The organism is Flavobacterium sp. CG_23.5, from assembly GCF_017875765.1.
In the GTDB taxonomy this organism is placed as follows: Bacteria; Bacteroidota; Bacteroidia; order Flavobacteriales; family Flavobacteriaceae; genus Flavobacterium.
In genome coordinates this window covers 939,417-952,521 of sequence record NZ_JAGGNA010000001.1, presented here as the reverse complement: position 1 = coordinate 952,521, position 13,105 = coordinate 939,417, and the positions used below count along the sequence as shown (strand labels likewise).

At 32.5% G+C, this 13,105-nt stretch carries 8 protein-coding genes; 4 read left to right on the top strand and 4 right to left on the bottom strand.

The features are described from left to right. Positions 1 to 43 precede the first annotated feature (43 nt). The 4 genes from H4V97_RS03930 to H4V97_RS03915 form a co-directional block, all read right to left on the bottom strand. A complete protein-coding gene (locus H4V97_RS03930) occupies positions 44 to 610 on the bottom strand; it encodes a YceI family protein (RefSeq protein ID WP_209548985.1) in 567 nt (188 codons plus the stop codon). Between the two features lie 321 nt (positions 611 to 931). After that, on the bottom strand, positions 932 to 1,498 hold the full coding sequence (locus H4V97_RS03925) for a YceI family protein (protein ID WP_209548984.1): 567 nt from the start codon (positions 1,496 to 1,498) through the stop codon (positions 932 to 934). A 33-nt stretch (positions 1,499 to 1,531) separates the two neighbouring features. Further along, complete coding sequence (locus H4V97_RS03920) at positions 1,532 to 2,164, bottom strand: NAD(P)H-dependent oxidoreductase (RefSeq protein ID WP_209548983.1); 633 nt, start codon at positions 2,162 to 2,164, stop codon at positions 1,532 to 1,534. 8 nt (positions 2,165 to 2,172) lie between these two features. Next, positions 2,173 to 2,628: a MarR family winged helix-turn-helix transcriptional regulator gene (locus H4V97_RS03915; protein WP_209548982.1), complete on the bottom strand. Its 456-nt coding sequence runs from the start codon at positions 2,626 to 2,628 to the stop codon at positions 2,173 to 2,175. A 448-nt stretch (positions 2,629 to 3,076) separates the two neighbouring features. Between H4V97_RS03915 and H4V97_RS03910 the strand changes: the two genes are divergently transcribed. From H4V97_RS03910 to H4V97_RS03895, 4 genes are all read left to right on the top strand, one after another. After that, complete coding sequence (locus H4V97_RS03910) at positions 3,077 to 3,796, top strand: DUF72 domain-containing protein (protein ID WP_209548981.1); 720 nt, start codon at positions 3,077 to 3,079, stop codon at positions 3,794 to 3,796. Positions 3,797 to 3,822: 26 nt separating this feature from the next. Next, entirely contained in the window at positions 3,823 to 4,107 is a 285-nt protein-coding gene (locus H4V97_RS03905) for a SemiSWEET family sugar transporter (protein ID WP_209548980.1), read from the top strand. Positions 4,108 to 4,244: 137 nt separating this feature from the next. Continuing rightward, positions 4,245 to 6,401, top strand: coding sequence for a catalase (locus H4V97_RS03900; protein ID WP_209548979.1), 2,157 nt, complete (start codon positions 4,245 to 4,247; stop codon positions 6,399 to 6,401). Between the two features lie 689 nt (positions 6,402 to 7,090). Then, the gene (locus H4V97_RS03895; RefSeq protein ID WP_209548978.1) at positions 7,091 to 13,105 is read left to right on the top strand and encodes a PAS domain S-box protein; all 6,015 of its coding nucleotides are present in this window, start codon (positions 7,091 to 7,093) and stop codon (positions 13,103 to 13,105) included.

Genomic DNA, 13,105 nt, shown 5'->3' with positions numbered 1-13,105 from the left:
CTAAAAAAACATTATTTTTTTAGTTTTTTTGTTAAATTTTTTCTCAGAATACCAAATTGACATTCATATCAAAATCATCATAGATAGTCTTGTCTCCCAAATCATCAAAAAAACTGCCTGACCCATATTTAATGTCAAATTTAGTTCGGTCTAGGGTGAAATCCGCTTTTGCTGAATTTTTTTTAACAACAAGATCAAATTTTACAGGATTGGTTTTTCCTTTAATCGTCAAATCGGCGACAATAGAATACACATTGTCACCTTGGTTTCTAATATGTTTAAAAATTAAGTTTGCTATTGGATAATCATCTACCGCAAAAAAATCATTTGATTTTAAATGACCTTCCAATTTCATTTTCGATGTGCCTGATTGATCAGTGTTTGTTAGCGATTTCATATCTGCATTGAAATTTCCTCCAACTAATTTTTTGTTTTTGAAAATTAGATTTCCATCTTTAAATTTTACAATTCCCTCATGTTGTCCGGTTACTTTTTTACCGATCCATGTAATTTTACTTTTAGAAACGTCAATTTTGTAGGTTTGTGCTTCAGTCTGAAGAAAAGATAGCGTAACTATCAGAACAATAATAATCTTTTTTATACTTTTCATGGTCCAAAAATTTAAGTTAATTGCCAATGTTGTACTAAAATTTAAACAAGGATTATGTTTATATATTGATTATCAAAGTTACAAAAAACAAGAGTAATCAATTAGAATTAATCGATAATGTATTAATTAGTAGCCTGATAAATAGATGCATTTAGGACATTTCTTATAGTTGACAAAATATGATTTTTATTTTAAAGGAGTAAAATGGGGAACAACTTATTTTTCGTAAGAATTTCAAGTATGAATTTTTTTATTAAATTGTAATATAAAAAGAAACCCCAACAATTTCTTGTTGGGGCTTAGTATATGTTGTGAAAGAGTTTAGTATTTCAAAGCAACAGCTAATTCAAATTCATCTGAAATGGCTTTATCTCCAATACTGCTGAAGATACTTGCAGAATTATATTTGATATCGTATTTTGTTCTGTCTACCATGAATGTAGTTGCAGCAGTATTTTTTGTCGTTGCAAGATCAAAAGTGATAGGTTTGGTTATTCCTTTGATTGTTAAATCTCCAGTTACAGTATATAAATTAGGCGCTTTTAGAACTACTTTTTTGAAAACTAATGTTGAAGTTGGAAATTTTTCAGTTCCAAAGAAATCTTCTGATTTCAGGTGCCCGTTCAATTTTCCTTGGTATTCTCCAGTAAGATCTGTACATGTTAATGATGTCATGTCAACATTAAAAGCACCACCAATTAACTTTTTTCCTTTGAAAACTAATTTACCATCTTTAAGGTTTACTGTACCATTGTGTTTTCCTGTAACTTTTTTAGCAAGCCAATTGATGCTACTTTTTGAAGCATCTACTTTTTTAGTTTGTGCTGTTACTGATAAAGTAGATAAAACTACTACTAATGCTAATGCAATTGATTTTAAATTTTTCATGTGTAAAGTGTTTAATTTGATTTTGATTAATAATTATAATGTGATAAATAATTCTTCGTTTGATTTTCTAACTTTTTTGTAATGTTGCGACGCATCTTCTGCGTGTCTGTAGCCCAAAGTTGCGATAAGAGAAGCGTTAAGACCTAGTTTGTCTAATCCTAAAATTTCATTTACCTGAGCAGGAACAAAACCTTCCATCGGGGTAACGTCAATTTTTAATTCGGCAGCGGCATTCAATAAATTACCCATCGCAAGATAAGTTTGTTTTGAAGTCCAAATGTTTTTTGCGTCTTCCGTTAACGGTTTGATATATCCTTTCATATAATCACCAAAACCAGCTAAAGCATCGATTGGTAATTCTCTAACAATACTAGTATTTTTTACATAAGCATCAACTTCAGCATCACCTATGTTAATTTGGTTTGCAAAAACAAATAAATGGGATGCATCAATAACTTGCGATTGTCCCCAAGATGCTTGTTGGAGTTTTGCTCTTAATTCTAGATTTTCAACAATAATGACTTTGTAAGGTTGTAAGCCAAAAGAAGAAGTACTTAAACGAATGGCTTCTTTTAATATGTTTAAATCTTCCGTTGAAATTTTTTTTGTAGCATCAAATTTCTTTGTTGCGTATCTCCAGTTTTGGTGTTCTAAAAATGTACTCATAATGATTGTTATTTATTTCTGTATTTTTCTAATAAATGATTTAATTGTTCTAATTCTTCTGGTCTCAAATTTTTTGAAAAAAATTGTTCGTGCTCTGCTACTTTGGGATCTAATTCTTTTAGAATACCTAACCCTTTTTGAGTAATTAATACCTCAATTTTTCTTCTGTTTTCAGGACAAACATTCCTGGTGACAAGATTTTTCAATAATAATTTATCCACTAATCTTGTCGTATTGCTTGTTCGGGCTAACATGCGTTCTTGAATGACGCACATATTCGCTGGAAATCCTTTTTGACCTCTTAATATTCGTAAAACATTATATTGCTCTCCAGAAAGGTCAAAAGGCTTCAAGATTTCATTAAAATTATCTGTAATTACATTTTGAGTGTAAATTACATTCAAAACAGTTCTTGTCGAATTGTTTAATGGAGCTGTACTTTTTATAATTTCTTCAATTTTCATACCAACAAAGTTTTAATTGTTGGTACAAATGTAACACTTTTTTTATTTGTATATACAAGTGTTTCTTTTTTAACACAATAATAACTGTATCTTTTTGCCAATCCTTAACTAATAAATGCAAATGTAAAAAGAGAGTTATTTTGAGATTCAACTATAAAAAAATAAAGCGTTTGCAATTCTTACTTGATGATATATTCATAATAAAAGCACAAATAGCACGGAAATTAAAAACTTGAAACTACCTAGCACAGGACCGTTTATCAAATTTAATAAGTATTGTGCTAAGCACTAAAATCTATTTTAGATTCATAAAAAAGCAGTACTTTTAATAACGGGAATTTATCTAAAATAGGGACAAGAAAATATGGTAAAAGAAGGGAGTTAAACCTTTCAGTTTTAATAAAAAAAACATTATTTTCGAAAAAAAAAATTTTTTATAGTAGTAAAAATGGTAAATAAATATATCGGATGTTCAAGTTTTTACAATACGAAATGGAAAAGTACTTTTTATCCAGAAGATCTCCCGCAAAATAAATGGTTCGAATTTTATTGCGAGAATTTTGATACCTATGAAGTAAATGCGACTTTATATAAATTTCCTATTCTTAAAAGCTTGCAGAAATGGAATGATAGAAGTCCTGACCATTTTTTATTTTCAGTAAAAGCGCCAAAACAAATTACTCATCTCAAAAAATTCATTGACTGTAAAGCAGAGATTAATAATTTTTATTCCATTTGTAAAGAGGGATTTAAGGAGAAGTTGGCTTGCATTTTATTTCAATTGCCTACTGGCATTCCGTATAACTTACAATTACTGGAGATTATCATCAGTTCAATAAATCCAGATTTCAAAAACGAAATTGAATTCCGACATGAAAGTTGGTGGTCACAAAAAGTTTATGATCGCTTATCAGAAAATCAAATCGTTTTTTGTCGTGTAAATCATCCCACATTGCCTAGAAATATTGTCGTCAATAATACTACGGTTTATGTGAGATTGCACGGCAGTCCAACAATGTTTTATTCTAATGATAGTCATGATGACCTGAAAATCTTGTATCACAATATCGTTAAAGAACCGAGATTCAATGAAATTTATATCTATTTTAATAATACAGCAAGTGCTGCAGGAGTGATGAATGCGTTGGAATTGGCACAATTTTTCTAGTTCATTATTTTAAAAAAAATTCATTTATGGAATATATTCAAATACTCGGTTTAGCAGCAGCGGCATTTACAACAGGAGCAAATTTTCCACAGACTTATAAAATTATAAAAACTAAATCAACGAAAGATATCTCGAAAGTCACTTATGGAATGCTATTTCTGGGCGGTATTATGTGGCTGATTTATGGAATTTTGAAATCGGATGTTCCTATTATTATAGCCAATGGCATATCTTCCACGATTTGTGGAATCATTTTTATGCTAAAACTTTCTTCAAGAAAATTATTGGAAGAGTTGGATAAAAAAATATAAACCATTGTAAATCATAATGCTATAATTTTTATATTTAAGAATATTATAAATTTTTATACTATTTTTTGAAAATTTTTACCTTTAAAAATGTAAATTTATAAAACGTAAAAAGTTTTAAAAACCAAAAAGCTAATAAAATGAAAAACGAGAAAAAAAAATTCGACGATTCTGAAAACCAAAAACAGCAGGATTTAAAATTTAACAAATCTGATGCCACCAATCAGTTTATGACGACTGATCAGGGTCTTAAAATAAACGATGATAATAATTCGCTTAAGGTTGGTGAACGTGGACCTTCGTTACTGGAAGATTTTATTTTACGAGAAAAAATTACTCACTTTGACCATGAAAGAATCCCGGAAAGAATCGTGCATGCTCGAGGTTCAGCAGCACACGGCTATTTTCAGGTTTACGAATCTATGGAGAAATATACTAAAGCAGGGTTTCTGCAAGATCCAAGCATTAAAACTCCGGTTTTCACCCGTTTTTCTACGGTTGCGGGATTTAGAGGCTCTACAGATTTAGCAAGAGATATTAGAGGATTTTCGGTAAAATTTTACACAGAGCAAGGCAATTATGATTTAGTTGGAAATAACGTACCGGTATTTTTTATTCAAGATGCCATTAAGTTTCCTGATTTAATCCATGCCGTTAAACCAGAACCTAATAATGAAATGCCACAGGCTGCTTCTGCACACGATACTTTTTGGGATTTCATTTCCCTAATGCCAGAGACGATGCATACCATCATGTGGGTGATGTCAGATAGAGCAATTCCCAGAAGTTTAAGAATGATGGAAGGTTTTGGTGTTCATACTTTCCGGTTTATAAATAAAAAAAACGAATCTCATTTTGTTAAATTCCATTGGAAACCAAAATTAGGAACACATGCTGTGCTTTGGGACGAAGCCCAAAAAATATCAGGAAAAAATTCAGATTTCCATCGTCAGGACCTATGGGAATCCATCGAGAACGGACACTTTCCCGAGTGGGAACTTGGAGTTCAAATCATACCAGATGCCGATGAGCATAAATTTGATTTCGATTTATTAGATCCAACGAAACTTGTTCCCGAGGAATTAGTTCCAGTTACCCTAATTGGAAAAATGGTTCTGAATCGCAATCCTGATAATTTTTTTGCTGAGACGGAGCAAGTCGCTTTTCATCCCGGTCACATTGTCCCGGGGATAGATTTTACAAATGATCCCTTGTTACAAGGACGTTTGTTTTCTTACACGGATACACAATTATCGCGTTTAGGCAGTCCTAATTTTCATGAAATTCCAATTAATAAAACTATAGCCCCGATGCACAATAATCAGCGTGACGGACACATGCGCCAGGAAATTAATGTGGGTCGGGTTAGTTATCACCCAAATTCTCTCGGTGGAGGTTGTCCTTTTCAAGCAAAAATTGAAGAAGGTGGTTTTAGCAGTTTCAACGAAAGAATCGATGCGCAAAAAGTACGCGATCGCAGCGAAAGTTTTTCGGATCATTTCAGTCAGGCTACCTTGTTTTTTAAAAGCCAAACCCAAACAGAAAAAAATCACATTATAAATGCCTTGCGTTTTGAATTAGGTAAACTGGAAACCTTGGCGATACAAAACCGTATGTTAGGATTGTTATCTCAAATTGATGCAGATTTGGCAAATAAAGTAGCGGAAGGTTTGGGACTTAAGGTGCCAAAAAGTCCTGAAAAACCAATGAATCATGGTATAGGTGCAAATGCAGACAAACAAAAATACGAACCTAAAAAAGTTACAAATCACATGAAACCTTCGGATGCATTAAGTATGCTCAAAAACAAAACACTGTCCAAAACTATAGCGACACGACAAGTTGCTGTTATATGTTCGGAAGGGGTTGACAGGGCTGCTATTAATGCCATGAAAGCAGCGTTGGATAAAGAAGGAGCGAGTATGAAAATTGTTGCGCCACATTTAGGAACAATAAAGGCTAACGATGGAAGTGAAATCAAAGTAGATCAAAGTTTTCTCATTGCTGCTTCGGTTTTATTTGATGCGGTATATATTCCTGGAGGGAAAAACATTGGTTTCCTGAGTTCAAAGCCTGAAGTAATCGAATTTATAAATGAAGCTTATAAACACTGTAAAGTTATTGGTGCTGATGCATCTGAGATTTTTAGTGAAACGAATGTTAAAGTTCAATTTGATATCAAAGATGTTACAGATGGAATTGTTTTAAAAGCGAATGAGGCGGATAAGGCCTTCGTAAAATCCTTTATAGAAGCGATGGGTCAGCATCGTTTTTGGAATCGCGAAAAAGCACTTTAGACCATTTATATTTTTTAATATTATGCAGCTGAGTAAACAAATTCCGAAATTCTCATTTCGGAATTTGTTATTAATGAATGATTTTACACCTTAAAAAACTGAACTTTAAAATAAGAGATTTTTGGCAGAAAATTAGAATTAAGTACTAGGAACAATTTGTAACTCTATTAATTTATAGCTCCTCATATTATGATGTTATTGACCTCTTGGATGTAAGTGGCCTTTAACGATTAATTTTCGTCAGTTCGAGTGATTTTCTCCCGAAGCATCGGGAAAAAAATTGTGTCGAGAATAAGAAAATTTATCATCAAAAACGGTCCTCGATCCATTTTTTGCTTCATTTTATTTCACAAAAAAAAACACTCGATCCGACGTTTTTGATATTTAAAACCAGCGGGTTATAATTAAACAGGGTTTAATCATCTTTAGGCAATATCTGATATTTTACTACAACAATATAATTAAAAACTTATATGTCTTATAGGTTTAAAAAACGACATTATTTTATTCTCCATACTTATATTAATTAACGAAGTCTTCGACACTTTTTAAGCAAATTGCTTCAACAGAAGTGAAGCGCGGTTTGAATATTTTATTATAATGAGGAGTCGAATTTTATTTGTTGTTTTTATTTTATTATATTTAGCGGGTACAATAGATTTATTGATAATTATTTGAATTTTATGGGTATGAAAGAAGCCAAACCAACTTACGATGAATTACTCAAAAAAACGCAAGAACAAGAATCAGAAATAATTCAATTGATAAAAAGAGAAGAGTCATTAGCTAGCTTCAAGTTTTTTATTGAAGAGTCTAAGGATTTAGTATGTATTGTAGGAATTGATGCTTTTTTTAAAGAGATCAACCCCACTTTTGTCGATATTTTAGGATATTCAAAAGAAGAATTGCTTAATAATTCTTTAATCCATCTTTTGCACCCCGATGATCTTGAAAGATCGTTAACAGAGATTGAAAGTCTTGCTACAGGAAAACCTTCAATAAATTATGAGAATAGATTTTTGAAAAAAAACGGCGAATTTATCACTATTCAATGGACTGCAAAGAGCATTTCTTCTGGAAATATTTATGCAATTGGAAGAGATATTACTGAAATAAGAAAGGCTCAGGAAAATTTAATATCCAGTGAAAATTTGTTAAATGTTGCGCAAAAGATTGCTAAGATTGGAAGTTGGGAATTCGATTTGATGACAAAAAAAATGATTTGGTCTCACGAATTGTATTCGATTTATGAAATTGAAGAAAAACCAGAGCAAAATTTATTTGAGGGATATTTGAGTCGGTTTGAAAAGGAGGATGTCGCTATATTTCAAAATAAAATCAATCAATGTTTAGTTGATAAAAAACCGTTTGAATGTGAGCAATGTGCCGTTTTTACGGACCAAAGAATAAAATGGCTGCATGTAATTGTTATTCCGGTGTTAGATCCTCATGGAGAAGTTATCGCTTTAAGAGGAAACACTCAAGATATTACCTTAAAAAAGCAACACGAAGAAACTTTAAGAGCCAATGAACAGAGCGAGATCGTTCTTAATTCCAAATTAATTGAAGAAAAAAGTAATGCTAAATTTAGAAATTATATAGAAAATGCACCTGATGGCGTTTTTGTTGTAGATGAAAACGGCAATTATTTAGAAGTCAATCCTGCTGCATGTTTCATAACGGGTTATTCAAAAGAAGAATTATTATCAATGAAATTTGGTGATTTATCAACTTCAGAATCTCTTGAGAATTCTAATCAACAATTCAAAATTCTTTTGGAGACCGGCAGCTTAAAAGGAGAGCTTATAATTTTTCATAAAAATGGAGAAATCGTAACTGTTTTTGTCGATGCAGTGAAACTTTCTGAGAATCGTTTTATTGCGTTTGTAAAAGATATAACAGAAAGGAAAAAAGTAGATTTTATAATAGAACAAAACGAGAAACGTTTTCGCGCATTAGTAGAAAATAATGACAGTATAATCACCTTACTTGATGAAAATTTAAATACTGTTTTTCGCAGCCCTTCTTCTTTGAGAGTTACCGGCTATACAAGCCAAGAATTTAGAAAAATTTCAAATACGGACTATTTCCATCCAGATTATGTCGAATATATGCAGCAGATTATGCAAATAACATTGGATAATCCTGGAAAATCAAATCCAGTTTTGTTTCAGGTAAAACATAAAAATGGTAATTATATTTGGTTGGAAGGAGTATTGAATAATTTGATTGAGCACAATGGCGTGAAAGGTATAATTGCCAATTTAAGAGATGTCACTGAAAGTAAAAAAGCCAATGAAATAATAATAAAAGAAAAAGACAAATTTGCAAAAATTGCGGCTACTTCGCCAGGATTAATTTATTCTATGCGTCAAAATAAAGATGGCTCATTAACTTATCCTTATGCCAGTCATGCAGTTGAAGAAATTTACGGTTTTTCATTTGAAGATATTGAGAATAATGCAGATAAAATCTTCGAATTAATTCATCCAGATGATTTAGGAAAAGTGATTCAAAGCATAAAAGAAACCAAATCGCAGTTAGTTCCTCTTAAAGTGGAATATCGCTATTTTCATCCAATTAAAGGATTGGTTTGGCATGAAGTAAACTCTTTACCGGTACTTGAACCTGAAGGTACGGTAATTTGTCATGGAATTATTACTGATGTTACTAAGAGAATAGAAGCCGAACATAAAATTGAAAAAGCGAATCGACTTTATTTTTTCATCAGTCAAATCAACCAGATGATTGTTCGTACGACTGATGAGCAAACATTGTTCAGAGAGGCTTGCGATATTGCTGTAAACGTAGGTAAGTTTAGAATGGCATGGATTGGAATTATAGATGAAACTTCTAAAAAAGTTATTCCTGCAATGATTGCTGGTGAAGATCGAGGGTATCATTCAATCATTAAAACTATTTCTATAGCTGATGACCTCCCAGAAGGCAGAGGTCCAGGCGGTACTGCTGTAAGGGAACAAAGATATGTTGTTTGCAATGATATTGAAAACGATTTAATGATGAAGCCTTGGAAAGATGAGGCGGTAGATCGGGGCTATCTATCTTTAATGACACTTCCCATAAAAAAATTCGGGAAAGTAATTGGAATTTTTACTTTTTATGCCAGTGAGAAAAACTTTTTTGACGAAGAGGAAATTGCGTTATTAGAAGAAGCGAACGGTGATGTTGGCTTTGCAATGGAAATTTTTGAAAAAGAAGCCTTAAGAAAAAAAGCAGAACAAGGAGTTTTTGAAAGCGAACAACGATATCATACCCTTTCTGAAGTATCTCCGGTGGGTATATTCCGCACCGATGCATCAGGTAGCACCACCTATGTTAATCCTCGATGGTGCCAGATGTCGGGTCTTTCCCCTCAGGAAGCATTAGGAATTGGTTGGCTGGATGCTGTACATTTTGAGGATAAAAATAAACTTTTTGAAGGCTGGGAGAATGCTACCTCACTTCAGGAAATCTCGGAGTCAGAATATCGTTTTGTTCGCCCTGATGGTGCTATCACTTGGGTAATGGGTCAGGCTATTCCGGAGCGAAACTCTGAAAATCAAATTGTGGGTTATATTGGCACAACCACTGATATAACGGAACGCAAGATTGCTGAAGATGCAATCTTAAATGAGAAACAACTATCGGAAATAATAATCAATAACCTTCCGGGTATTTTTTATCTGTATGATGAATCTGGTAAGTTTGTAAAATGGAATAAAAATTTCGAGACCATTACGGGCTACACAACAGAAGAAATAGCTCAAATGGAACCGATTGATTTTTATGACGAAGATTTTAAAGAAAAAATAAGAACAAGAATAAAGACCATATTTGAAAAAAAATCGCAAGGAATAGAAGTAGAATTATTTACAAAAAACAAAGCTAAAATTCCATATTATATTAGTTCTCATGCTTTTGAGTATAAAGAAAATAAATGCCTCTTAGGAATGGGATTTGATCTTTCTAACATTAAAAAAGCGGAGGAAAAAATAAAAATTGCCAATGAGCGATTTGAAATGATTTCGTGCGCCACTAATGATGCGCTATATGAATACAATATATTGACAGAAGAAAGCTGGTACAATGATGCCTTTTTGAGCCTTTTTACTTTAGATAATGAAGATAAAAAATTAAAACTAGACGCAGCACTGTGGAAAGAAAAAGTTCATCCAGATGATTATGAAAGAGTAATTAATACTCTTAATGCATCTTATGAAGAAACCACTTCAACATGGTCTAATGAATTTCGTTTTCAAAAGGCGGATGGAAGTTATGGTATATTTTACGATCGGGTTTTTATAACTAGAGATGAATCTGGGAAAGTGATTCGTTTAAATGGAGCAATGACTGAAATTACCGAATTAATAAATATAAGAGAACAACTTATTAGCAGCGAAGATAAATACCGTAGTCTTATTGAACAGGCTTCAGATGCTATTTTTATTAATGATATTTCAGGTGATTTGCTCGAAGTGAATGAAAGCGCTTGTGCTATGCTTGGCTACACCAAAGAAGAACTTTGCGAAAAAAATATAACAGATCTCTTTACAAATATTGAGCTTGCCGATAGGCCAATTATGCGAGAAGAATTGCTCAATGGAGAACGAACTTCCCTTGAGCGTAATATGTTGCGCAAGGATAAATCTTTAGTAGCAGTTGAAATCAGTGCTAAAATGCTCGCTGATGGACGTGTCGTAGCAATAGTTAGAGACGTAAGTGAACGCAAAAAAGCCGAAGAAGAACTCAAGAAAACCAATAAAAAGATGGAGGCAATAATTGATGCTATTCCAGATTTAATGGTTGAAGTAGGTTTAGATGGCACTATTTACAAGTATCATTCCCATCGGAAAGATCCACTTTTGAGCCCATCAGATCGATTTATTGGCAAGAAAATATCAGAAATATTACCGGCTGATGCGGCTAATTTAGCCTTCTCAGCAATCCGAGAGGCAGCGGAAAAAGGATTTTCAACAGGACGTCAGTATGTTTTGGATAGAGAAAAGGAACTGCGTTGGTACGAACTTTCCATAGCTCCGATGAAAGAAACTGCCGAACATGATACGCATTTTATATGTCTTTCTCGTGATATCACTAAGGTTAAACTTGCAGATGATACGTTGCAGAAAAGCGAAGAAAGATATCGTGGTCTATTACAAAATCTTGATGCTGGGATTATTGTACATAAACCTGATACTTCAATTATTATGAGTAATGTGAAAGCATCAGAATTATTGGGATTAAGTGTGAATCAAATGTTAGGGAGAAATGTGATTGATCCGAAATGGCGGTTTATAAACGAAGATAATTCTGTGATGCGGATAGAAGACTATCCTGTAAATCTAATTATTAGCACTGGCAAATCAATTAAAAACATTACAGTTGGAGTCAATCGACCGTTAACTAATGATATAATTTGGCTTTTAGTCAATGGTTTTCTTGTTCAAGATAACAAAGATGAGGTTACTGAAATTGTGATTAGTTTTATTGATATCACGGAACGAAAATTGATGGAAATTGAATTATTAAAATCCAAGGAACAAGCGGAAGCCGCTAATAAAGCTAAAACAGATTTTCTTGCCAACATGAGTCACGAAATTCGAACTCCCTTAAACGGAATAATTGGGTTTACTCATTTGTTGATGAAATCAGATCTTGAAAAAAATCAGTTGGAGTATATGTCAACTGTAAATGAATCCGCCACAACATTGATGCAACTGGTTAATGATGTTTTGGATTTTTCTAAAATTGAATCAGGAAATTTAGAATTGCTTATTGAAGAAACAGACATCTTTAAATTGACACATCAGGTCATCGATTTATTTAAATACCAAGCCAATCAAAAAAAGATAGCCTTGTCACTAAATATTGACAGTAATGTTCCAAAGTGGATTTTAGCGGATTCAATTAGGTTAAAACAAATATTGGTAAACCTATTGAGTAATGCCGTAAAGTTTACAACTTTTGGCCAAATACAGTTGGATGTTAACGTAATCGATGATTCAGAGAAAAAATGGACAACCCTAAAGTTTTCTGTTAAGGATACTGGTATTGGAATTAAAACAAATAATAATAAAAAAATATTTAATTCTTTCGTGCAGGAAGACAATTCTACCAACCGAAAATATGGAGGAACAGGATTAGGTTTAGCGATTTCGAATCAGCTTTTAGCCTTAATGGACAGCAAACTGCAGTTGATTAGTAAATATGGAGATGGTAGCGATTTTTTCTTTGAGATTAAATTTAGAAAGGCCAAAGCAAAAAAACAGACTCCTTTTGAAGAAATAGTTGGAAATGCAAGTGAAACTCCAATTTCCACGGAAATTCTTACCAATAAAAAAGTTTTAATTGTTGAGGATAATAAAATTAATATGTTGTTGGCTAAAACACTGGTGAAAAAATTAATTTCAAACTGTATTATTTTTGAAGCCAAAGATGGGAATGAAGCTGTAGAAAAATATAAGACAGAGATACCGGATGTTATATTAATGGATATTCAAATGCCAAATAAAAATGGCTACGAAGCCACTCAGGAAATAAGAGAATTAGAAGATGTTGTTAAAACTCCTATTATAGCAATAACAGCGGGAATTATGATTGGCGATAAAGAAAAATGTCTAGAATCAGGAATGGATGATTATTTATCAAAACCAATAATTCAGACTGATTTAGAAAACATCTTACATAAATGGTTGGATAAATAA

What these genes read in the sequence shown, in the direction of transcription:
- H4V97_RS03915 (WP_209548982.1), bottom strand. Translation starts at nt 2,628, where the DNA reads ATGAAAATTGAAGAAATTATAAAAAGTACAGCTCCATTAAACAATTCG.
- H4V97_RS03900 (WP_209548979.1), top strand. Translation starts at nt 4,245, where the DNA reads ATGAAAAACGAGAAAAAAAAATTCGACGATTCTGAAAACCAAAAACAG.
- H4V97_RS03925 (WP_209548984.1), bottom strand. Translation starts at nt 1,498, where the DNA reads ATGAAAAATTTAAAATCAATTGCATTAGCATTAGTAGTAGTTTTATCT.
- H4V97_RS03930 (WP_209548985.1), bottom strand. Translation starts at nt 610, where the DNA reads ATGAAAAGTATAAAAAAGATTATTATTGTTCTGATAGTTACGCTATCT.
- H4V97_RS03920 (WP_209548983.1), bottom strand. Translation starts at nt 2,164, where the DNA reads ATGAGTACATTTTTAGAACACCAAAACTGGAGATACGCAACAAAGAAA.
- H4V97_RS03905 (WP_209548980.1), top strand. Translation starts at nt 3,823, where the DNA reads ATGGAATATATTCAAATACTCGGTTTAGCAGCAGCGGCATTTACAACA.
- H4V97_RS03910 (WP_209548981.1), top strand. Translation starts at nt 3,077, where the DNA reads ATGGTAAATAAATATATCGGATGTTCAAGTTTTTACAATACGAAATGG.
- H4V97_RS03895 (WP_209548978.1), top strand. Translation starts at nt 7,091, where the DNA reads ATGAAAGAAGCCAAACCAACTTACGATGAATTACTCAAAAAAACGCAA.